The sequence below is a fragment of the Paenibacillus sp. LjRoot153 genome (genome assembly GCF_964253085.1).
In the GTDB taxonomy this organism is placed as follows: Bacteria; Bacillota; Bacilli; order Paenibacillales; family NBRC-103111; genus Paenibacillus_E.
Genome location: NZ_CAXUQH020000002.1, coordinates 160,951 through 181,762, shown reverse-complemented (window position 1 = coordinate 181,762; position 20,812 = coordinate 160,951). Strand labels below are relative to the sequence as shown.

The following is a 20,812-nucleotide window of genomic DNA, read 5'->3' as shown; positions in this document are numbered from 1 at the left end:
TTCAATTTTTCACCTATTCCAAAGCTTGAGTCTGTCTCTATAATTATTTAGTAGTTACTTTTGAGACAGCCTCGATCCTATAGGATATCTTGTACCTGCCCCGGTACGACCCTATGTAGCCTCCACCTTCTTCCCTTCCACGTGGACCCACTCCATCTTGGTCATGGAGACGCCGTTCTCCGGCTTGAAATCGGCAATGACCCGGATAGTCACCGTCCGCAGGAAAAGCGTTCTCGATCTCGAATACGCTCTCTCCCTTATACTCCTGGTGGATATGATTGAAGTAGGACAAGTCCCTAACTATAACGATCAGATGCAGCAGCTTCTCATGATTGATCTGGAAGGGCTCGACGGGGGTACGCAACAAATATTTGTTTCAACCTTTTCCATTCTAAATCTAATGTTTCAAAATCCAGTTTAATTGCTAGCTATTTTCTTGCAGTTGTCAGAAGGTCGTTTAACTAACCTAGCCCTTTAATCCATTTGAAATTTCCAGTGAGGTATTAATTACTTTGGAAGTTCTCTTCTTCATAATGAATCGTCTGTCTATATAGAAAGCTACCAACAATGCCAGTAAACCGGTTAACAGCATATTGCTGTATGTTCTAAATGGCAGCGGTTTGCCTTCAAGATGGATACCATTTGCACGATATTCAAATCGTTTTATAGCGTGCTTGGCAGTTAATAGGTCTTCTTGTTTAGCTAAGTCTTCCAATGGTGCTTCGAATACATATCTGTTTGGTGAATCACTATGAATAATGAGGGTCTCTTTAGCATTACCCTTTTCACTCCAAAGCCTTATTTCTGCTGCGGCTAGTGATTTTGCGTCGCCACCTGGTATGATCATTTTGTCCAACTTAGGAGCATTCGATATTTGATGCCTGGCCAGTATATTAAGATGATGTTTTGTAGAAATTGGTGCATCCGAACTAGAAACGGTCGAGACTTGTGTCGTTCCGGTGTCTCCATAAGAATCAAATAAAGAAGATAAAGCTAATTCTTCCATACCTTTATACAGAAGTACACCCATCTGTTTCTTATTCCAATGGAATCCAAGATTTAGCCAATATGTTGCAAATTTTATATCCACGTAAAAAGGGTGGTCCACCTTTGGATTTTGAACGAATTGGTAAGAAGGATAACTAATTTCCTTAGATATTTTTGCAGCCACGGGTTCTCCTAGTTTTTGAGATATCAGGTGAAGTACTGCATCAATACCTGCGCTTTGACCGGCTGAAGTTAAGGTATTTCCTTCTTGAACGTACCTCATATCCTCTTTCCAAAGTGTATCAGGATATTGCTTCATTAATATGGGAACGAATTGCCAGTGTGAGGTGGCTGATTTCCCTTTTAATAAACCTGCATCGGCAAGATTCTGTGACCCACCACAAATGCTGAAAAAAGTGGTGGTTTTACTGCTGGAATGTTGTTGAATCCATTCGCGAGTAGGTTGATATTTCTGTTCATCTGCTATGGGCATATAAGGGACCACAATAATATCAGGGCTTTTATTTAATAGGGTATCCAGTTCTTTATAAGAGTAATGTGGTATTACATCCAGTCCGCCTGATAAGGACTTCACGTTTTTGTCCGGTGCAACGGCGTATACATTATAAGCATCTGTCATCGACAACAGTGTGTAAGGAATAAGAAAATCAAAGTCTTCCGTTGGAATTATTGAATCCGCTAATACGATTGCTACTGTAGGTTTATTGGGATTGTGCTCAGGTATATTTACTCCTTGTAGCGAAGGAACCGGCTCATGGCGGACGTTTAAGTAAAAATCTTTTTGATGCCGATTAAAGCCATACAACCCGATCCCCCCCACAAACACAACGAAAATCAATACATAAACAGCTAAACGTAGAAATAACTTCTTCATTTTCTTTTTTCCTCCTCGTAATCATATCTAAAATACCCTGATTCCTTATTGAAATTTTTTAAATGTATAGACCCAAAACTTCAGAGTAAGCCGATAGGACAGATTATCCCCATCGGATTTAATCAACGGTCCCGATTCATTTTCTCGCCCCTTTGCATCCTATAATTTCTCAACAGTACCATTTTCGTCATAACTCAACTTATCGCAATTAGAGAACCTGTAGCGCGCAAACAATGCACGCCGAGACGCAAAAGATTGCGGTCAGCACGCAAAACATGATCATACCTATAAAAAAATCCCCTCGTCCAGCAATCAGTAGCTGGTCAGAGGGAACTTCAATCCCTTATTAAATTATGGATGCTTTGAATCCGGTTACGTCGTAACCATGCTCTTCAATCGCAGCTTGGATCGCTTCCTGAGAAAGCTTATTCGGATCGAATAGTACCGCCACGGACCCTGAGGCTAAATCGACGGTTGCGGTCGCACCGAGCTTATATACAGCACCCGAGACTGTAAGTACACAATGATTGCAGCTCATTCCCTGGACACTTAACGTAACATTTTGCATGATGATTTCACCACCCTTACAAGATATATAACAGCCATGCGAATACCGTTCATTATGGAACGTTTACAACATAGGATGCCGTAAACACTTGATTGTCTCTTTGAAACTGTCCCCATATATTATAGACTCCACTCTTCGGAAACGATGCTTCAAATACAGCATCCGGTCCCGTCCCTTGACCTTCTTCCGCATGTACGTGCAAATATTGTTCTCCGTCTTCCGTCAATACTACCACATGTCCGATTGCTCCTAAATAGGGCTGCAGGTCGGTAATCGGCTGTCCTGTTTCAGCATCGGCGAAAGTAAACTTAAGTGTCAGCTCCTTGCCCGCCGCCGGTTGAACCATAACAAGCTTCACCCGCTTGCCATCGAAGGTTTTGTCCAGACTCGTATCCGGGACGATCGGGATGAGCTTCACGCTTTCTCCTTTGATCCGAACCCATTCCATCTTCGTCATGGAATCGCTGCCGGCTGGCTTGAAATCGGCTATCAGCCGGTATTCGCCACCTGCGGGGAAGTCATTTGCAATTTCGAACACGCCGTTTCCCTTATAATCGGGATGGATATGATTGAAGTAGGATAAATCCTTGCTGATCACCATCAGATGGAGCAACTTTTCGTGATTCACTTCGAACTCATCGATCCGTCCGCCATCCTTCTTTTTGATTTCAAGCCGGATTAGTTTCTTCATCCCGGACCCGGACGCTGGATCGTCATCAATCGTCCAGACCGCTTTCACATCGTCAGAAAGAATTCTCGTGCCTACGGCCGTCACTTCTTCGTTCTCCCATGATGGTTTCGTTCCACAAGCAGCTAGCTGCAAAGTTAGGATAATCATCAATAGAAGCACATACAAAACTCCTGTCCCCTACCTTGACGCCCCAAGCTTTGTAGGCGATTTTATCCAGAATGATTTCGTCCGGCTGCAGCTTTCCTACCAGATCGCTGCGCCTTCTGTCCTATACTGCGAATAACGGGAAACTGTCGATCCATTCCCCTACGCCGAATACGGGGAGCTTGCGCTGCTGGCCGTTTAAGGTCCAGTTGGCGGAATAAAGCGGATACGTCCTCGCATCGGCAACACCCGGGATGCGTTTCAGCTGCTCTACATCCGATTTTTCCGTGTGGTGGAAATGGATATCCAGGTTGCCGCAGTAAGAGGAAAAGACGACTTTTTCGTAAGACTGAATAACTGCCGAATTCATCGAGCTCATCAGAACCACCATCGCAATGCCCCAGCAGAGAATGACGGAGGTCATCGAAGTTCGGCCCGAATTCCGTTTAATATTGCTGGCGGCCAGTTGGCCGCTGAATCCAAATATCCGCCGATAGACCGGCCGCAAAAGGAACATCAAAAGTTTAAACAAGTACGGGTAAACAAGTGTGATCCCAAGCATTAACGGCACAATAAGAAGCAAATGCTTGATGAAGAAGCTGGAGACGATCAGAAGCCACTTGCGGGAGAACGCCTCGGTGCGTTTTGGCTTGAGCGCCTCGATAACGCTGATCTTGCCCACTTGGAGAATCGGGATCCAAGCGGCCGCGAACGGAACCAGCAAACCTGACATCACGAAAACCGCAACGCCTTTGAGAATCAACATGCTTCCACCTTCATGAATTTCGAACACCATGTAGATGAGCCTGGTTAAGAAGCCACCGAAGCCGTATCCGAGCAACAAACCGACGGCCGTTCCCGCGATCGACAGCAGCAATACCTCGAAGAGGACAAAAGACCGTAATTGCTGGGGTAAATATCCGATCGTCTTCAGAACGGCAAATTCCTGCTTCCGCTCTTTGACGCTGACGTACAGGCTGTTGAAAATGATAAACCCGCTGAGCGCGATGCCGAGAAATCCGGCCAAGTAGAGCGCCAGGAAAAAGGTGCCCGATTCGCTGACGGAACCGAAATCGACCAGGACGGGCTGCATATACATATTTCCGTAATGTTTCACAAATTCGCTCGCCTGTTGCTCTAATGCATTCCGGTCAGACTCGTGAAGGGACTTGATTTGCACGTTCTGAATTTTCCCGGCCAGCCCGAACCAGTCCTGCAGTACAGAAAGCGGGACGGCTGCCGACCAGGGATGATACTTTGCCATCATCCAACTGGAGGGCCCCATCAGCTCGGCCGTATACTTTACGATGGCGGATACTCGTATGCTTTTGGTACCTTGAACGGTATCGAAGGAAATCGTGTCTCCCACGTCGGTCTTCCACGCTTTTGACGTTCTTTCCGTAATGACGGCTCCGTCGGATGTCAAGCTTCCTTTGACCACTTGGAAATTCGTAAGCTGTGTATTCATTCGTGAGTAACCGCTAAGCTCCACCCTCTTCTGAAGGGCGGAAATCCCTTCTTGCTCCAGGTACAGCTTCGTACTTTGCTTCAGGACAGCGATAGAAGCCGTTTTGTCCAGCTTCTCGAAGTCGTGAAATACCTCTTCCGGCATATAAGTGTCCGTACCGGAAACGAGGTAATCCGCTTTGCCGAAGGCCGCTTTCAAATACAGCGGAAAGGTCCTCTTGGCGGTATCGACGGAAGCGGTCACGGCGAAGGTCGAAGCCATGCCAATGACGATCGACAGAAAGGTGAGCAGCGTACGAAGCTTGCGGCGCATGAAGTTGCGCCATGCGACTTGCCACATGTTCACAGCCGGTCCCCTCCGTCCTGAACCACTTCTCCATCACGTATCATGATGATTCGATCCGCCATCCTTGCTACATGATGATCGTGGGTCACCATGACGACGGTAATGCCTTCGTGCTTATTCAACCGCGACAGAAGTTTCAGAATAGCTTCTCCGTTCGTTTGATCCAGATTCCCCCGTCGGCTCATCCGCCAGAATCAGTCCCGGCTTCATCGCTAGCGCTCTTGCAACTGCAACTCGCTGTTGCTGCCCGCCGCTTAACTGCGATGGGAAATGGGCCGCTTTGTCCTCCAGATTGACATCCTTCAGCAGTTCTTCGACTCTTGACGCAATTTCTGCAGAAGGCGTCTTATTGGCGGACAGCGAAAGGCCGACGTTCTCTGCTACGGTCATTGTCATAGAGAATGGTGACGTAATGAACGGCCGTCTCCATCCATTCTTCCTCAATCCTCAGCAGGACATGATCCATAGCAATCCTTAGGTAAACAGGCTGCTGCTTCTCTCCTATTTGAACCCAGATATCCTGTTTGTTCAATATCTCATGTTCCTGCCCTTTTGGTACTTCTTTAATTGATACGTTTGTGACCTGCAGGACCGCCCTTACCTCATCGATGAGCCGATTTTCAAGTTCCGATACTTTCATGACATCGGTAAGGTCGTTCGAGAAACGGTTTAAGCTTTGCTGGAGGGCTTTATATCTTTCTTCGCTTTGGATCAACTCCCTCTCTTCTCGTTTCCGTTCCGTAATATCTTTAACAATTCCATGTATGCCGTTCAGTTGGCCTGAAAGGAAGATAGGGACAAACGTTATGCTGACGAACTTTTCCCCTTGCTCCGACTTCGTAATGCGGCATTCGATTTCTCTCGATTCCTTCCGCTGTATGACATAGAAAAGAACTTCATATACGGACGTGTTTCACTTCTCCCATGAGCACGGTGTTATCGTCGGGATGAATATGATCATGCACTCGAATCGGATTGGACATGACTTCGTAACGCGGCAATCCGGATATTTTCTCGAAGCTCTCCGAGCAGTACGAGTGTCTAGCAAAGTCTTTGTCTGTCGACCAAACCGCAGCGTTTACATAATCCAAAATGTTTTCTAATAATTGCTCCGCTTTTTTTCTTTCGGTCACGTCTCTGACAACCGCTACGACATATTCGACATTTCCTTCACTATCCAGAACGGGCTTAACTCGAGCTTCCGCATGTACCGTATGGCCTTGGGCATGTAGTAGCCGATATTCCAATTCCACCAGCTGTTTCAATTGTATTACCTCTGTATGTGAGAGGCGCACCTGTTCTCTGTCATCCGGATGAAGAGAATCGAATGCGTCCATGCCCACGTATTCTTCAACGTTGTAACCTACTAAGGACTTAATGGATGGGGATACGAAGCGAACAATGGCCTCGTTATCAACCAAAACAATGATATCCGATGTATTCTCGGCAACTATTCGATATATTTCAGATGGCTGGACGGGAACTTGATTCATTGGAGTTGCCTCCTTTTCCTACAGTGAGATTTCTTAGGTCAAAGCTTATTATAAATGAATACTTCAGGCTCTATTGGGCAAAAAAAGCGGACGTCCGCTTTTTTTGCCCAATAGAGCCTGATAATTCGCTTTATTGCGTGGAAGCCGCAAAACTTTGCGTGAAGCTTTTCAAATTTTGCGCGTCTCGACATCTAGTCCTGTCTTATGATGGGTTCATTCCATTGAAAGGTGTTGAATCGTTATGTCTTCCCAAACACAAGGAAATCCCCCAAGTATGCTATCGTTTTTCACCAATCGCTTCGTACAATCGATTTTATTGTCAGGGCTATTTTTGCAGATGGGCATCTGGGTACGCAACTTTGCCATATTGCTCTTTGTAACGGAACAGACGAATAAGGATCCCTTGGCAATTTCTCTGATATCCGTAGCTGAATTTGCCCCCATCTTCCTATTTTCCTTCATTGGCGGGGCTTTTGCCGACCGTTGGAGACCCAAACGTACAATGGTGATATGTGATTTGCTTAGTGCGTTATCCGTATTTATCGTACTGCTGGCGCTGGTGTATAGCGGGTGGAAAGCGATCTTCTTCGTTACTTTAATCTCGTCCATTTTGTCTCAATTCTCACAGCCGTCAGGAATGAAATTGTTCAAGCTCCACGTTCCCGAGACGCAGTTGCAGCTTGGTATGTCCATATACCAGACTATGATGGCAATTTTCATGATCTTAGGTCCAATGCTTGGAACTCTGATTTATTTCCGATTCGGGATAGACACGGCAGTCGCTATTATGGGAACCTGTTTCTTGCTATCCGCCGCGGTGCTGGCTTTCATACCTTCTAATAGAAAGGTAGAACGTGCACCGACTGCGAATTTGTCGCAGGAAATGATAATGGGGTTGCGTTATGTCATTTCCAATAAGATTATTATCTACATGGGTTGTTTTTTCTTAACAGCAGGGATGGGGCTCGGACTAGTTAACCCGCTAGGGATTTTTCTGGTTACCGAACATCTCGGATTGACCGCCAAAGACCTACAATGGTTTACAGCGGTAAATGGCGTAGGTATGGTGATTGGGGGAATGTTCGCGATGAGTCTCTCCAAGAAAGCGAAACCGCACGCCATGCTCTTATTAGGCTTTGTAGCTTGCGCCGCCTCAACAGCAATCATGGGGTCAGTAACCCTGGTGTGGCTGGCCCTGGCGACCCAATTCATCTTCGGCCTGATGGTGCCGCTGATTCATATTGCATGTAATACGCTTATTCTTAATCATACTGAGGAATCGTTCGTGGGTAGAGTTAACGGCATCTTAAATCCGCTTTTTATGGGAGGTATGCTTATAAATATGAGCTTGGTTGGAGTACTTAAAGCTCAACTTCCTCTCGGTATCATCTACATCATCGCATCAAGCTTATTCGTGTTAGGTTCATTAGCCATATTCCCGATGCTCAGAGTTAGAAGTACTAAACCGGTTAATCAGGTAAAGGTAGCTTAACTGCTGCATCATTGAGTCTGGGTTAAATTGAGCGTGTGTTTGCACGCTCTTTTCTTGTTCAATCTTAATCCAGGTAAATCTCATTTTTAGGGAAGTCTGACAGCCACATAAAAATAAATATAAGATCTGAAAAACGCAATTCACGGATTTAACTTGAGTTCTTTCGTAACAGCTACAGCCAGAACGCTGTTCTTCACTAAGTTTGCCGAAGAGTTTTAGTTGTCGGGAATAAGATAATGTTCTTGTCAACTGACAATTTATCTATTGAAACAAATGTACCTACATTAATGACACAAATTTCCCTACAATGTGTTGTCACCGCGATTATGCGCATAGTTTGTGGTGTCTCTTTCCGTACCTCAAGTATAGAAAAGTACGCCCCCAAATGCATAGGGTGGATCGTACATAACTTTCGGGTATCCTTCTAGTATTAGAGAAGTTCTAAAAATAGCTAATGTTTGGTGAGACTGCGACTTTGAGTACATATCCATCCGAATGCTGAAAAGTGTTAAATAAATACATTTTTGTTAGACCTCCCTCATATATAATTAGATTCTTTCCGATTTGGCAGAGAAAAACAAAGACACTCTTTCAGATTACCTTAATGCTGATAGAAGGACTATAAAACATCAAGAATCTTAAAAATATTATGATTTAATGAAATCTAATGTACCGTCAATGCGCCAACCTTTACCTTCTACAAGTTTCACTTTTATTTCGTGCACTTCATAGTTATCTGAACCTCCTAACGGAACTTTCAATGAATATGTTTTTTGAGTGTTCCCGTCCTTGATTAATGTGGCTATGGATGCATTCCAATCCCTATTGCTTCCACCATCGGCATTTGGTTGCGACAGTTTGCCCTTGATTTCGCGTAACATTCCGTTTTCGATTTCTTTTTTCCAATAAGCCGCTGATTGTTCTGGTGAAGTAACTTCTTCTAGATACGTAATTAACTTTTCTTTGGAATCCAAATCGCTACCCATCCACCGATAACTGTTATCTTCTACTTTAAAACCTCTTTCAACTAATTCAACGCCCGAACCACCATTTGCTATATGCCAGTAATGTCTTTGCGCAGCACCGGCTAATTGAACCGCTGCTTTTTCGTTCATTAGCTGATTATAAATTTCACTCTCAACAATGACGGTATTATTTCCTTGATCCCATATAACTTCCGCGCCAAGAGCTTCAGCCAAAGCACGTGCGGGGATCATGGTGCTTCCGTCTATAATTTGAGGCGGTACTTCAGAAGTGATTACCTTTCCGTTAACAATCATTTTTACAATTGCAGGAGCAGCAAAAGAAACGCTTGAGAATAGAGCAGAACCTACAATCATACCACATACAAATGTTTTCCAATTCATTTTCAATAGAATACCACCTTTAGTTTATAGTTACGTCCAATAAAAAAATGCGTTGGCATCCCAATTAAATAGTCTAACTCTTCAGGTCACAAGTACTGCAGTTATTGCAATTTATCCGAACCTCTAGAAGCACCTTTGTTTATTGCTAAAGCACTTTAAATGGCTCTTCTTCCAGTTCATTCGTTGTCGACTAGATACATCTTACTCCTTAAAGTCAACTCTAAGTCAAGCAGACAATACTATATTAAAATTTCGTTTACAATTTCGTGTTTTCTAAATTTTTACAACACAAGTTTGTACAGTTGGAATCAGTCGTTTGGCTTTAGATAACATCATTTGGTAATAGTAAATTAATGAGCAGTTCTGCCTTTTCATCTGCCCATATCTAAATCACCTCTAATCTATCATAATCAAACTTTTCTTTCAGGGGACTCGCTTCCTTAACCAACTTTTTGAAAAAAAGCCGCGAATGTGCATATTGACTTAACGTTATCTTCTAACTAAAACGTTGCTTTAAAATAATCAAAAATTATCATTTATACTAAGCGGTATGAATGATTTAATTAGGCGTGCTGTCCTACTTTTGCTTTGATTATCGTTGTGTGCTTCTAGTAGTTAAGAAATAATAGAAGAGATTCCCTAAATTATTACGATTTAATCGGACAACTTGACGATTCCCTATTTCTAGGCCTCTTCACAAGTTCTCCTCGACAATTTGGACATACATAATTCGTACTTTCTTTACTTCATGCGTACAAATATAATCTACCGAATTTTTATGAAGTTCTTTTGTACAGTTTTCACAGTCTCATTTCTAAAGCCATAAATAATTCCTCCCCTATACTACTACTTTGTTATTTTGTTCATTAGTGACCCCAGATAACAACACTAAGAACCAAGTTCAATGTTTCTTACTATTTGCCCAACGATATCAACATCTAAAGCTTCATTTATTATAATTATCTATCATCTGGTTCATCATATGCTTCCCTGTAATACCAGTTCGTAAATAACGATTGCTTCTTCTTTATAAATGCCAGTTAACAAATCCCATCAATCGTTCTAAAACTTCATCTTCTCAGTCTACAACTTTTTTAATTTATTTAGTTCTATGACCTTATTTTCGGAAGCCAACTGCATATGAAGAAGAAAAAAAGTTATCTCAATGATGCTAACATTTTCAATTACAATTAATAAATAATAGTATCCCCCGGAATAATATCATAAACAATAAGATCATGTACATCGGATAGTAAACTTAAAAGGTCGCTAGGTCTACCAGTTAAAAAATCTAGCACTCCAAAGTGCGTCGGTATTACTTTCTTTACGTTCAAAAGCCGTACAGCTTTAGCAGCTTCACGAGGAGACATTGTATACGCATCACCAATTGGTATTAAAGCGATCTCAGGCTCAGAGTAGCATATCCCAGAGCGGTTAATGCTGCAACAGTTGCGATTTCACGTGACTTTAGATCTAATCCTGGACGGCTATAAATGTCCCCAAACGGAAATTCTACTAACATTTTTTCGAATTCGGGGGCAATCTCCTTCAAAGATTCACGCGTATGACTGCCCAATTCCCCAACTACCTTATTCATAATATCTAGCCCGACTTCATACCTATTCTTGCACATTTTGTTCACTCTCCTCCACGATTTCATCTTCAGACTCCATGTAATGCTCGTAAAATGAGATTTTTTTATTAACGGAATGAAGCAATAACTCAATTTCGCGCTGTTGCTCCACTATGTGGTTCCGATGATTCTTTAAGATGCGAAGTCGGTCTTTTAACGGTGCCTTCGGCATTTCTCCCGACTCTATTCTTTCGAGAATACATCCATCTTTCGTGAAGTCTGCGATATCGTCCAAAGACATACCCGTTTTTTTTAGTGCAACCAAGAACATTAAAAAGCTAATGTCAGTGTCTGTAAATTCACGAATCCCGCTTTTGGTTCTTCTTATTTTTGGGAACAAACCACTTTTTTCTTAAAATCTAAGGGTATGTGCAGATATCCCGGTTTTCTCCGCTGCTTCTTTGATATTCATAATTATTTGGAGCTCCTTCTATTGTCGAATGGGTACATCTTACACCTTAGATTCAACTCTAAGTCAAGTCCATTTTTAAGTTAAATTAGCATACGGAGAAGACGAAATTATTCTGAAGGCCGAACGTCTATTAAATACCCCATCTATAACAATTTTCTAATATAGTTAGAATTTATTAGTCTTCTTCCAGAGGATTTAATTTTTTTGGATCCGCTTTCTTGTCCATTTTACCAAAAATGTCGACCGTAAGTTTTTACATGCGTAGTGATTTCCTCAGCAGGAGGTAGATGCCCCTCAAGCTCCCACGTTAAAAAATAGGACTGTACTTTTTCACTATAAAATACCCAGCTAAAAAATCTTCGTGTAATATTGTGGAAGCCTTTGGTCCTGAATTTATTCATACGCTTGCCATCTTTCATGACGGTCGTCGTTTGACCAACGCCTCCCTGTATTAGTCAATTCAGCATATAGAAGGTCTTCATTTTTAGTCATTGCTTTCATAATAAATTGATTTAACATCCCTTTTATCATCAATCGTGGAATATTAAAAAGTTCTCCTCTTGTTACAGAAATCACTGCACCTGGTGGCAACGCGACATTTCTGTCTCCCAAGGTAAATGTAGCTCCGTATTTATTAGTAGGGTCTTCATGTTTTGTCCATGTTTTCATTAGGTCTCCTCCTTCATAGTAATCACACTACATGAATTTGATGCTATTATCTCTCATTATGAATTGACAGACCGTCGGTTGGTTTGTACAATTGATATTAATATCCCTAGAAGAAGCAATTGCCTTACAATATATTCTTCTTCATTTTGACGGATATCTACTGAAGGGATATTTATATGTTATATTTTTTTGATAAGGGGATCGAAGTCATGAATATTATATTAGGTACTATTCAACATCTTAAACAAGTAAAGTACTTATACGCTGCGGTAACCCAGAATTTGAGATCTAGTGGAGTCTTTCAATGGGATCGCTATTATCCGAACCGCTGTGTAATAAGTAAGGATTTGAAACAAAAGCACATGTATACGATCATTCATGCAAACAATTGTATAGGCGCAGTTGTAGTAAATGAAGTACAGAGTCATAAATATACTGGTATTATTTGGAGTGATTTATCGGGGCGCCCTGCTGTTATTCATCGTTTGGCCGTACATCCTGATTATCAAGGTCAAGGTATGGGTAAAAAACTGCTTCAGTTTGCAGAACAAATGGCAAAATTGCAAGGTTGCACAAGTATTCGTTTGGATGCTTTTACAGGAAATCCAGCAGTAATCGGAATGTATAAACGCTTAGGATACACTATGGTTGGAGAGATTCGATTTCCTTTTCGTAAACTGCCTTATCAATGCTTTGAGAAATTAATATAGTATATCAAGACTACAAATATTGGAAGAAATTGCTTACTCAATCCTCTCATATTCTACTTTGCAATTTGTACTTGAGCAAATAACAAATTGGAGTAAATTTTTATTTTCAAACTGAAAAATGGAATATCTCCTTTTGGTAAATAATATGGAATAAAAAGTTTACAAAAGGGTATTCTTGTCTAAAAGGGTCAGTAATAAATGTATTTAGAAAGCTCAAACCAACACTGTTAAATTCAACAAAAGGATCTATTTCAAGACTTAGGGACGCTGGTTTCATCGGCGCCCCCAAGCCGGTTGGCGGATTACAACATCGACGATTCCAGCATCGAGCTCATGGCGGATAAAGCCATGATTTACGGCGACTTCGGCAACTTCCAGAAGCTAACTCGCGCGGATGTCGTGAAGATTTATCAAATATCGCTATAGGGATAGTGAGCATGAAGAGGCGTTGCACATGGTGCAACGCTTTTTTATGTGTAAGATTTTATTTATCGCTGCACAGACAGCACCGTATAGCAGCGGAGCATTCTTGCAACTTTTTCCACAGAAGTAACTGCGACAAGTGCAGTGGATTCTTTTGCATCGTATCCCATAGGTCATGAAAAAAGGTTGGTTTAGAAAATTTCTAACTGATTAGCTTGTAACTCTTCGTAGACTTCTCCACGCCAAATTGGCAAATCCTTGGGCGCATCTATTGCCAGGCGAAGATATCCGTCTTTATTTTTGATTATCCGAACTATTATACAATCACCGATGATGATATATTCCCCTGCTTTTCTTTTTAAAACTAACATCAATTTTTCCTCCTTTTATATTTACCGATGGGCCGATACCCTTTGCTTGATATGAATATGACAGATTTTTGTTGTTTCACTATTGTTTGTTCTCACGCTACCAATTTTGATTTGTATTCACTGGTAAAGTGGGATCGATAGAATCATTTCAACACATTCTTAATCACTGTAGAAAACCTTGTTACTTATAAGCTCTGTTTCCAAAAAGTTTAAGGGAAATTTTTTTTAAAAATTGCTATTAACTTTTTGCATCTTAATGTCGATATTATGAATGTAAGCAAGAATAATTAATTTAATATCAGTATGAGTCAAGGATGGCTTGATAGGCGTAGTCTTTCTCCGCAGGATGCGGAAGGAGATGCGTTTATTCAGCCATCCTTTTTTTGTTCAACTGGTAGCAAAGTAAGGAGGAGCGCATCATGCTGGTATTAGGCAGGAAACCTGGTGAATATGTAATGATCGGGCATAGTATCAAGGTTCAAGTTATCAAAAGCAAAGACGGCGACCTTCGTCTTGCGATTACCGCACCAAAAGAAGTCTCTATATTACGCGGTGAAATATATGACCCAGTTAATGACGAAATGACTTCGTCACCATTTTCTTATAATTTAGAGTAGTAATTGCAAGACTCAAGGACGAGTCTTTGACCACAATCATCCGGTAGGATACCGGAGTGAATGCGGACAAGGACTCGTCTTTTCCTTTTCGTTAATAGACCGCCTTTTCGGGGTTTGTTATATAAAACCATGGTCAAAATGGAAGTTGACCAAACCATTCCAAGGAGGAATTATCAATGAGAATCAATCACAACGTAACAGCTCTTAACACACATCGTCAGTTGTCTACCAACACGAACAACCAAAGCAAGTCCATCGAGAAGTTGTCTTCCGGTCTTCGCATCAACCGTGCAGGTGATGACGCTGCTGGTCTTGCAATATCCGAAAAAATGCGCGGTCAAGTCCGCGGATTGGATCAATCTTCTCGTAACGCTCAAGATGGTATCTCCTTGATTCAAACTGGTGAAGGTGCACTAAATGAAACTCATGACATCCTTCAGCGTATGCGCGAGTTGGCTGTTCAATCGAGTAACGATACCAATACTTCCGATGATCGTGATGCAATGCAAAAAGAAGTAGATCAATTAGGTTCTGAAATCGACCGCATTGCTAATACAACTGAGTTTAATACCAAGAAACTTCTTAACGGTTCAAGTGGCCTAAAAGTTGCAGATGGAACAATTGTAGGAAAAGCAAACTCTGCAGCTACAACTAAACAAGGCACGTACACTGTTGATGCATCTGGAGCAACACTGGCTGACTATGCGAAAACAGGAACTGCAACTGGTGCTACTGCTACTTCAACGGTCGTAGGTGCCGGTACATTAACAATTAACGGAGTAGATATTAACGCAACTGCAACAGATACCTATCAATCTCTTGCAGATAAAATTAACGCTGGTGTTAAAGGTGTAGTTGCCGATTTTGGTGGTGCTGGTAATACTTTCCGCATTCGAAGTACTGATGTTGGTGCGTCTCAAACACTATCTGTAACAGAAGGCGCTGATATTATTGCGACTGTAGACTATACTTCTGGTGGTACCCCTCTGAGCACTACTGGTACTAACGCAAGTGGCTTGACAGCAACAAACTTCGGGGCAGGGGCATCACTTACTTACGATGGAAATAATGTTCGTGTAAATGGTGGAAATGCAGATGGGTTAACTTTTACTCTTAAATCTACTTCTGCGGACACAAATATTACAGTCAACGGATCTTTGTCCATGCAAATTGGTGGTAATGAAGGTCAAACCATGAATATTAGCCTCAATGCTATGGATTCTACCTCTTTAGGAATAAAAGGCATTGATATAACAACTGCAGCCGGTGCTGCTAAAGCTATGACGAGTATTACTGATTCAATTCAGACTGTTTCGGGTGAGCGTGCAAAGCTAGGTGCTTACCAAAACCGCTTGGAGCACACTATCAACAACTTGAATACGTCATCTGAAAATCTGACTACTGCTGAATCCCGTATCCGCGACGTAGATATGGCGAAAGAAATGATGAACCAATCAAAATCCAACATCCTTGCTCAAGCAGCTCAAGCTATGTTGGCTCAAGCTAACCAACAGCCTCAAGGCGTACTTCAATTGCTTCGTGGTTAATATTAGACCTTAGGATTCCGTACACTGGTAGCCATAGTTTTGACTATGGCTGCCTTTTTATATATTCTAGAGTAAGCACGAGCGCAGGATGATGTGATTGCAAGATAGGATAAATGAAAATAAGGAAGTAACAAAAAATCCCTTAACACAAAGAAGTGTATGGGATACCTTTTGTAAGTACTTTAAGAATCTCTATCATTGACGCAATACTGCAACCTCCTAATGACGTTGCTTCCCTCATCTTCACGCTCTAGCCCTTGCCTTGCTGCACTAACAGCACCGTATAGTCGCGCCATTCCCTGGCAGCAAACGCTGATAAAAAAACTGCAGGTAACGGTCGTCGATCAACATCAGCACGCCGTGATCCGTTTCGGAGCGGACTAACCGTCCGCCAGCCTGCTGCACGAGCACGTTGAGCTGACTATCATCCTCCAGCTCACCTACAAAATCTGTAAAAGCCTCATACACACTGCTCATATATGCATACGAAAGAAAAAACACCAAATAATTACCCGATCACCCCGCTGATAGCTCGTAGATAGAACGAGCTATCAGCGTACGGCTGTGCTCCCGATCCTGATATCGGGTCGAAAGCGGCTGCACGAAAGAACCTCCAACTGCTCTTTCGCAAAAGGCGAAGGCACCATCACGGAATAATCATCCTCCCCTTGGGGTACCGCCAGCAAAATGTAGATTGACAGAAATAGATCCACTGGAAGAAATGAACTGTGGATCTATTTCTGTTTAAAATTCTACTTAACTGTTTTAATCCATACTCCGCCGGAACTATCGTAATTTCTGGCAAATGTGACCACTGGAGCCGCGCTATTTTTATCGACGATAAACACAACCCAACCCGTATGTGATGCGCCCGCGTAGAGTTTAGTGTCAAAAGTCGGATCAGGAGTTACTACAATTCATTTTTCATAATCCTTGCCTGTGGATGAAACAAGAGTGAAATTATATCCGCTTAGATCAGCACTTGCATCGTGTTTTGAATTCCTTGGTTATACTTGCAAGTATATACTCTTTACCGGTAGCAGGTACGCCATTAAACTGATTTGCTGACTTGATCATGGTCAAAGCGTTATCACCACGAATAATTTGATTTACAGATATATCTCCCTTAAAGGAACATGATATCTTCTTTTGTAAAGTGAAGTTTGGTGCCTATCTCCGCTGGATTCGTGCGAGATGAAAAAGCAGTTTGCACAGAATCACCGAGTATAACTGTATTCGTTTCTGCATCGTAGCCTATCTTTTAAATGCTTCTCCTACGGCTCGTACTGGAAGGTATGTAGATCCGTTATAAGTAATTGGTTCTAATACTGTATCGTCAGTATCCTTAGCTTGCCAATCTTTAGAACTATTGCAGCTTGAAGTGAATCATAGTGTCCTTGTATTCCAAATTTGAATCTTGGTTACGAAGTACTAGTAAGTTTCTTTGGCCTTTTAAGATAGGTAACAAAATCTTACCTTGGATTTCGTATGACTTGGAAGACCCTGGTGTAACTTCAGTGAATTCTACTTGCTCTTCTACATTAAGTTGTAATGCTCCATCGAATCCATAATCTGTTCCACCAATAATACTATTGCTACCGTCTAGGGTCTTGGATCCCCAAGTTTTAAGAACATAAGTTCTCAAGTAAGTATATTCTCTTTCGCCACTGTTTGTTCCATGTTTCATCGTAGCTTCAGTAGCTTTTACGCTTAGCTCTACCATAACATAATCTACAGTAGTACTTGCTTCTGGCTTTCTGAATCCTAAGTTCTCAATCTGTTCACGTGTAATAGGAGTAACCTTCTTAAGAGTTACAGCGTATTTTACGGATGTGCTGTTAGCTTTGCCTTCATTGTAGTTATATTTGTCTATATAAGTAAAAGTTGATCCAAAAGCTACAGGATCAGACAGGCTGCCACTATCACTAGATGTGCCCTTTGATGGCGCTGTTGTCGGAAGTGGTGCCTGTGTCGGTGGTGGTTTAACAGTGTTGTCTTTATCAGGTACACCGGATCTACTGTTGGCTCCATTACTGATCTCTACAGTTTGAGTGTCATTGTTCCACTTAACGGATGCACCTAATTTTTCTGCTACAGCTTTTGCGGAAACATAACTATGTCCATCATATACGATTGGATACATAGTACCGTCTTCGCTAGACATGTCTACTTCACTTCCATTGACCTTTACCTTTAGTTCCTGATTTTGATATGCTGAGATCTGACGCAATGTTGAGTCAGCGTAAGCTACAGCTCCTACAGATAAAGCCAGCGATGCGATACTGATAATAACGAGGGTTTTCTTAGTGGAAATGTTTTTCATTGTATTACCTGCGCTTTCATAATGTTTTGAGGATATTTGGACAACTCCCAATTACACTCTACTCAATACATACTGAGATTGATTAGCCATTCACAACTTGAAATCCTCTTCATCATATTTCCTTCAGTTCGGGCATTGCCAGCGCTACCGAAATACTGCACAGCACACCCCGGGCTAAGAAAACAACGTTCTTTCCTCTGCATTCGGAATGCCGGCTACGCGGAAAGCGTCCAAAACCATTCCACGGACTTCCCGGAATCCATTGCGCATCGCTTCCTGGATCGAGTATTCACGCATGGTCTGAGCCTGCATCTGGAGCAGAACTTCATTTTGATACATGTCCAGAATATCCTCATAGGCCTGGATTAGATCGGACTCCAACTGTTCCGGTGATGCAGATTCCACGACCTTCCGGAAGGAATCGATCACTCGCACCCATGATACCTCCAGAGCTGTCAGCAACAATGCTTCCTTCGTTGAGAAAAATTTAAAAATATACGGCTGTGATATTTTGGCCCGTTCCGCAACCTGTGCCGTTGTTGAACGGTAGAATCCTATTTCCGCAAACACCTCGATTGCCGCCGATATAATATCCGATTTGCGATTAACTATGGTCGTTTCCAATTTTCCCCATCAGATTGTCACCTCCTTTCTGTGAAACGTTCGGGTCCGTGCCCGTCCATGACGGCCGAGTGTGCTGCTCCAGCACGGTAAACTCGGCATCAATTCGACGGGACTCCCGAATGTAGGGAGCTTTTCTAACCCCTTCTCCGTTCTCGTTACATCGAGATCAAGACGCAGCCCTGGATAACCCATGCCTCTGTTAGGTCTCGGAGTTTCCGTTTGCAGCCAATAGCAATAAAGAGAGCTGCTTTGCCTGCTCTAGATGCTTGTTCCGATCTGATTCTTCCACTTCATAACGGGACCGATCCACTAATCGTTTTGCTGCCAATTGACGAGTGTGATGACTGTCAAAAGTCTCCTCTACAAAATTCGTACGGTCGATTACGCGCAGACAATCTCACCTTTATTCTCTTATAAAGGTTTCTTTTTAGTACTTCTGCTGCAAATCATGACTGAAATAATTGCCATCATGTATACGATAAAATATGGCAGATTCATCTCTGTGTTGGTGACTACTACAGAATAAATCGTACAAGTGGAGTTAAAAGTAAGTGAAGAGCCACAGAACGGCCCAATCGTCGAATCGCATTCAATCCCAGTATGCCTTTCATTACACTGTAGGAGTGAGACGGTTGGATTGTCTCTTCACTTTCGTCGCTCTCCTTCGTATCACCCATTTGATAACAGACTATTAGGTAACTATTCCAACTAGGCATATACCAGCAACTCAAAATTATAGATATTTTTCATAGCAATCGACTTCTATTTTGAGGTTGGAAATTTTTGTGTCGTAGTAAGTGAAACCGAGTGATTCCCAGAAGATTTTTGCCGGTTGGTTTGCTTTTAAAATGCCAATACGTACGGTGGAGCAACGCTGCTCATGTAGATACTTCTCTAAAAGCCTAAATGCCGCTTTTCCATATCCCTTCCTTTTGTAATTTTCATGAATCATAAGCAATCCGATCCAAGGAAAGCCGTCATTCGGATTTTTTTCTAGAAATAAAATGAAGCCTACTGTCTCCTCAACGTCATTGATTAAACGACAACACTGACTGGGAGAGTGTAGTTCCTCGATAAGTTCCTCACTGGTACGATGTTCTAGACCGTTCTCCATTTGATTATAAGAGGGATTAGAATTTACTATTTCTAATATGATTTTGAGGTTATCAGGCTGGAATTCTTCTAGTTTTAAAGAGGTATTCATTTGTTGCCGCCTTTTCACTGTGATAACGTTAATTATTCTGAGCCTTGCCTGCCATAACTGGAGGGTACATAAAATGTTACTAACCTGGTTTAAATAAGTTAAAAATGTAGTCGCATCAGTTAGGCAATAATAAGCGTAACAAATTCCCGATATATCATAGTAATTACACTACATGAGGATGCTATTATCTCTCATTATGAATTTACAGACCGTCGGTCGGTTTGTGAAATTGATATTAATATCCCTAGAAGAAGCAATTGCCTTACAATATATTCTTCTTCATTTTGACGGATATCTACTGAAGGGATATTTATATGTTTTATTTTTTTGATAAGGGGATCGAAGTCATGGATATTATATTAGGTACTATTCAACATCTTAAACAAGTAAAGTACTTATACGCTGCGGTAACCCAGAATTTGAGATCTAGTGGAGTCTTTCAATGGGATCGCTATTATCCGAACCGCTGTGTAATAAGTAAGGATTTGAAACAAGAGCAGATGTATACGATCATTCATGCAAACAATTGTATAGGCGCAGTTGTAGTAAATGAAGTACTGAGTCATAAATATACTGGTGTTATTCGGAAAGATTTATCGGGGCGCCCTGCTGTTATTCATCCTTTGGCCGTACATCCTGATTATCAAGGTCAAGGTATCGTTAAAAAACTGCTTCAGGTTGCAGAACAATGGCAAAATTGCAAGGTTTCAGAAGTATACGTTTGGATGCTTTTACAGGAAATCCAGAAGTAATCGGAATGTATAAACGCTTATAGTATATCAAGACTACAAATATTGGAAGAAATTACTTATGCAATCCTTTCATATTC

The 20,812-nt window shown here is 41.9% G+C and carries 23 protein-coding genes and 3 pseudogenes; 7 read left to right on the top strand and 19 right to left on the bottom strand.

Annotated features, from left to right (window positions below; genetic code table 11):
- Positions 1 to 196 precede the first annotated feature (196 nt).
- Positions 197 to 421 carry a hypothetical protein gene (locus tag ACSQ8P_RS36190; protein WP_436239818.1) on the top strand — a complete coding sequence of 75 codons (225 nt, stop codon included), beginning with the start codon at positions 197 to 199 and terminating at the stop codon, positions 419 to 421.
- A gap of 45 nt (positions 422 to 466) precedes the next feature.
- On the opposite strand, the gene ACSQ8P_RS36185 is transcribed toward ACSQ8P_RS36190, so the two are convergent.
- From ACSQ8P_RS36185 to ACSQ8P_RS36150, 8 genes are all read right to left on the bottom strand, one after another.
- Positions 467 to 1,882, bottom strand: a complete 1,416-nt coding sequence (locus ACSQ8P_RS36185; protein ID WP_436239817.1) for a DJ-1/PfpI family protein — start codon at positions 1,880 to 1,882, stop codon at positions 467 to 469.
- Positions 1,883 to 2,228: 346 nt separating this feature from the next.
- The gene (locus ACSQ8P_RS36180; RefSeq protein ID WP_436239816.1) at positions 2,229 to 2,450 is read right to left on the bottom strand and encodes a cation transporter; all 222 of its coding nucleotides are present in this window, start codon (positions 2,448 to 2,450) and stop codon (positions 2,229 to 2,231) included.
- 52 nt (positions 2,451 to 2,502) lie between these two features.
- Complete coding sequence (locus ACSQ8P_RS36175) at positions 2,503 to 3,300, bottom strand: hypothetical protein (protein WP_436239815.1); 798 nt, start codon at positions 3,298 to 3,300, stop codon at positions 2,503 to 2,505.
- A 109-nt stretch (positions 3,301 to 3,409) separates the two neighbouring features.
- Entirely contained in the window at positions 3,410 to 5,092 is a 1,683-nt protein-coding gene (locus tag ACSQ8P_RS36170) for an FtsX-like permease family protein (protein ID WP_436239814.1), read from the bottom strand.
- 2 nt (positions 5,093 to 5,094) lie between these two features.
- The gene (locus ACSQ8P_RS36165) at positions 5,095 to 5,220 is read right to left on the bottom strand and encodes a hypothetical protein (RefSeq protein WP_436239813.1); all 126 of its coding nucleotides are present in this window, start codon (positions 5,218 to 5,220) and stop codon (positions 5,095 to 5,097) included.
- A complete protein-coding gene (locus tag ACSQ8P_RS36160) occupies positions 5,213 to 5,494 on the bottom strand; it encodes an ATP-binding cassette domain-containing protein (RefSeq protein WP_436239812.1) in 282 nt (93 codons plus the stop codon). Before ACSQ8P_RS36160 ends, ACSQ8P_RS36165 begins: the two co-directional genes overlap by 8 nt.
- Positions 5,445 to 5,813: a hypothetical protein gene (locus ACSQ8P_RS36155; protein WP_436239811.1), complete on the bottom strand. Its 369-nt coding sequence runs from the start codon at positions 5,811 to 5,813 to the stop codon at positions 5,445 to 5,447. Before ACSQ8P_RS36155 ends, ACSQ8P_RS36160 begins: the two co-directional genes overlap by 50 nt.
- 181 nt (positions 5,814 to 5,994) lie before the next feature.
- The gene (locus tag ACSQ8P_RS36150) at positions 5,995 to 6,591 is read right to left on the bottom strand and encodes a PAS domain-containing protein (RefSeq protein ID WP_436239810.1); all 597 of its coding nucleotides are present in this window, start codon (positions 6,589 to 6,591) and stop codon (positions 5,995 to 5,997) included.
- A 241-nt stretch (positions 6,592 to 6,832) separates the two neighbouring features.
- On the opposite strand from ACSQ8P_RS36150, the gene ACSQ8P_RS36145 reads away from it, so the two are divergent.
- Entirely contained in the window at positions 6,833 to 8,083 is a 1,251-nt protein-coding gene (locus ACSQ8P_RS36145) for an MFS transporter (RefSeq protein WP_436239809.1), read from the top strand.
- Positions 8,084 to 8,730: 647 nt separating this feature from the next.
- Here ACSQ8P_RS36145 and ACSQ8P_RS36140 read toward each other — a convergent pair.
- The 5 genes and pseudogenes from ACSQ8P_RS36140 to ACSQ8P_RS36120 all read right to left on the bottom strand — a co-directional run bounded on the left by ACSQ8P_RS36140 (position 8,731) and on the right by ACSQ8P_RS36120 (position 12,164).
- A complete protein-coding gene (locus ACSQ8P_RS36140; protein WP_436239998.1) occupies positions 8,731 to 9,450 on the bottom strand; it encodes a DL-endopeptidase inhibitor IseA family protein in 720 nt (239 codons plus the stop codon).
- A gap of 647 nt (positions 9,451 to 10,097) precedes the next feature.
- Positions 10,098 to 10,163: pseudogene (locus tag ACSQ8P_RS36135) on the bottom strand (hypothetical protein); the annotation flags it as partial.
- A 680-nt stretch (positions 10,164 to 10,843) separates the two neighbouring features.
- Positions 10,844 to 11,083 (bottom strand): carboxymuconolactone decarboxylase family protein, encoded by a 240-nt coding sequence (locus ACSQ8P_RS36130; RefSeq protein WP_436239808.1) that lies wholly within the window; start codon positions 11,081 to 11,083, stop codon positions 10,844 to 10,846.
- Positions 11,070 to 11,423: a MerR family transcriptional regulator gene (locus ACSQ8P_RS36125; RefSeq protein WP_436239807.1), complete on the bottom strand. Its 354-nt coding sequence runs from the start codon at positions 11,421 to 11,423 to the stop codon at positions 11,070 to 11,072. The genes ACSQ8P_RS36130 and ACSQ8P_RS36125 overlap by 14 nt, the downstream gene beginning before the upstream one ends.
- 465 nt (positions 11,424 to 11,888) lie before the next feature.
- Positions 11,889 to 12,164: a hypothetical protein gene (locus ACSQ8P_RS36120; protein ID WP_436239806.1), complete on the bottom strand. Its 276-nt coding sequence runs from the start codon at positions 12,162 to 12,164 to the stop codon at positions 11,889 to 11,891.
- A 209-nt stretch (positions 12,165 to 12,373) separates the two neighbouring features.
- On the opposite strand from ACSQ8P_RS36120, the gene ACSQ8P_RS36115 reads away from it, so the two are divergent.
- On the top strand, positions 12,374 to 12,874 hold the full coding sequence (locus ACSQ8P_RS36115) for a GNAT family N-acetyltransferase (RefSeq protein ID WP_436239805.1): 501 nt from the start codon (positions 12,374 to 12,376) through the stop codon (positions 12,872 to 12,874).
- Positions 12,875 to 13,105: 231 nt separating this feature from the next.
- Entirely contained in the window at positions 13,106 to 13,300 is a 195-nt protein-coding gene (locus ACSQ8P_RS36110; RefSeq protein ID WP_436239997.1) for a hypothetical protein, read from the top strand.
- 188 nt (positions 13,301 to 13,488) lie between these two features.
- On the opposite strand, the gene ACSQ8P_RS36105 is transcribed toward ACSQ8P_RS36110, so the two are convergent.
- On the bottom strand, positions 13,489 to 13,668 hold the full coding sequence (locus ACSQ8P_RS36105) for a carbon storage regulator (protein ID WP_436239804.1): 180 nt from the start codon (positions 13,666 to 13,668) through the stop codon (positions 13,489 to 13,491).
- Between the two features lie 419 nt (positions 13,669 to 14,087).
- Between ACSQ8P_RS36105 and ACSQ8P_RS36100 the strand changes: the two genes are divergently transcribed.
- Complete coding sequence (locus ACSQ8P_RS36100) at positions 14,088 to 14,285, top strand: carbon storage regulator (protein ID WP_436239803.1); 198 nt, start codon at positions 14,088 to 14,090, stop codon at positions 14,283 to 14,285.
- A gap of 176 nt (positions 14,286 to 14,461) precedes the next feature.
- Positions 14,462 to 15,832, top strand: a complete 1,371-nt coding sequence (locus ACSQ8P_RS36095; protein ID WP_436239802.1) for a flagellin — start codon at positions 14,462 to 14,464, stop codon at positions 15,830 to 15,832.
- A gap of 270 nt (positions 15,833 to 16,102) precedes the next feature.
- On the opposite strand, the gene ACSQ8P_RS36090 is transcribed toward ACSQ8P_RS36095, so the two are convergent.
- From ACSQ8P_RS36090 to ACSQ8P_RS36070, 5 genes and pseudogenes are all read right to left on the bottom strand, one after another.
- Positions 16,103 to 16,309: a helicase C-terminal domain-containing protein gene (locus tag ACSQ8P_RS36090; RefSeq protein ID WP_436239801.1), complete on the bottom strand. Its 207-nt coding sequence runs from the start codon at positions 16,307 to 16,309 to the stop codon at positions 16,103 to 16,105.
- Between the two features lie 889 nt (positions 16,310 to 17,198).
- Positions 17,199 to 18,155: a stalk domain-containing protein gene (locus ACSQ8P_RS36085; RefSeq protein WP_436239800.1), complete on the bottom strand. Its 957-nt coding sequence runs from the start codon at positions 18,153 to 18,155 to the stop codon at positions 17,199 to 17,201.
- 112 nt (positions 18,156 to 18,267) lie between these two features.
- Positions 18,268 to 18,779: pseudogene (locus ACSQ8P_RS36080) on the bottom strand (TetR/AcrR family transcriptional regulator).
- A gap of 49 nt (positions 18,780 to 18,828) precedes the next feature.
- A pseudogene (locus ACSQ8P_RS36075) lies at positions 18,829 to 19,167 on the bottom strand (FAD-dependent oxidoreductase); the annotation flags it as partial.
- A 345-nt stretch (positions 19,168 to 19,512) separates the two neighbouring features.
- Positions 19,513 to 19,983 (bottom strand): GNAT family N-acetyltransferase, encoded by a 471-nt coding sequence (locus ACSQ8P_RS36070; protein WP_436239799.1) that lies wholly within the window; start codon positions 19,981 to 19,983, stop codon positions 19,513 to 19,515.
- Positions 19,984 to 20,330: 347 nt separating this feature from the next.
- Here ACSQ8P_RS36070 and ACSQ8P_RS36065 point away from each other — a divergent pair, with 347 nt between their 5' ends.
- Positions 20,331 to 20,735, top strand: coding sequence for a GNAT family N-acetyltransferase (locus ACSQ8P_RS36065; RefSeq protein WP_436239798.1), 405 nt, complete (start codon positions 20,331 to 20,333; stop codon positions 20,733 to 20,735).
- Positions 20,736 to 20,812: the final 77 nt, after the last annotated feature.

Bases quoted from the DNA above. Each gene is read 5' to 3' on its own strand.
- ACSQ8P_RS36190 (WP_436239818.1), top strand. From the start codon at position 197: ATGACCCGGATAGTCACCGTCCGCAGGAAAAGCGTTCTCGATCTCGAA.
- ACSQ8P_RS36185 (WP_436239817.1), bottom strand. From the start codon at position 1,882: ATGAAGAAGTTATTTCTACGTTTAGCTGTTTATGTATTGATTTTCGTT.
- ACSQ8P_RS36180 (WP_436239816.1), bottom strand. From the start codon at position 2,450: ATGCAAAATGTTACGTTAAGTGTCCAGGGAATGAGCTGCAATCATTGT.
- ACSQ8P_RS36170 (WP_436239814.1), bottom strand. From the start codon at position 5,092: ATGTGGCAAGTCGCATGGCGCAACTTCATGCGCCGCAAGCTTCGTACG.
- ACSQ8P_RS36160 (WP_436239812.1), bottom strand. From the start codon at position 5,494: ATGACAATGACCGTAGCAGAGAACGTCGGCCTTTCGCTGTCCGCCAAT.
- ACSQ8P_RS36150 (WP_436239810.1), bottom strand. From the start codon at position 6,591: ATGAATCAAGTTCCCGTCCAGCCATCTGAAATATATCGAATAGTTGCC.
- ACSQ8P_RS36145 (WP_436239809.1), top strand. From the start codon at position 6,833: ATGTCTTCCCAAACACAAGGAAATCCCCCAAGTATGCTATCGTTTTTC.
- ACSQ8P_RS36140 (WP_436239998.1), bottom strand. From the start codon at position 9,450: ATGAATTGGAAAACATTTGTATGTGGTATGATTGTAGGTTCTGCTCTA.
- ACSQ8P_RS36130 (WP_436239808.1), bottom strand. From the start codon at position 11,083: ATGTGCAAGAATAGGTATGAAGTCGGGCTAGATATTATGAATAAGGTA.
- ACSQ8P_RS36120 (WP_436239806.1), bottom strand. From the start codon at position 12,164: ATGAAAACATGGACAAAACATGAAGACCCTACTAATAAATACGGAGCT.
- ACSQ8P_RS36115 (WP_436239805.1), top strand. From the start codon at position 12,374: ATGAATATTATATTAGGTACTATTCAACATCTTAAACAAGTAAAGTAC.
- ACSQ8P_RS36105 (WP_436239804.1), bottom strand. From the start codon at position 13,668: ATGTTAGTTTTAAAAAGAAAAGCAGGGGAATATATCATCATCGGTGAT.
- ACSQ8P_RS36100 (WP_436239803.1), top strand. From the start codon at position 14,088: ATGCTGGTATTAGGCAGGAAACCTGGTGAATATGTAATGATCGGGCAT.
- ACSQ8P_RS36095 (WP_436239802.1), top strand. From the start codon at position 14,462: ATGAGAATCAATCACAACGTAACAGCTCTTAACACACATCGTCAGTTG.
- ACSQ8P_RS36090 (WP_436239801.1), bottom strand. From the start codon at position 16,309: ATGAGCAGTGTGTATGAGGCTTTTACAGATTTTGTAGGTGAGCTGGAG.
- ACSQ8P_RS36085 (WP_436239800.1), bottom strand. From the start codon at position 18,155: ATGAAAAACATTTCCACTAAGAAAACCCTCGTTATTATCAGTATCGCA.
- ACSQ8P_RS36070 (WP_436239799.1), bottom strand. From the start codon at position 19,983: ATGAATACCTCTTTAAAACTAGAAGAATTCCAGCCTGATAACCTCAAA.
- ACSQ8P_RS36065 (WP_436239798.1), top strand. From the start codon at position 20,331: ATGGATATTATATTAGGTACTATTCAACATCTTAAACAAGTAAAGTAC.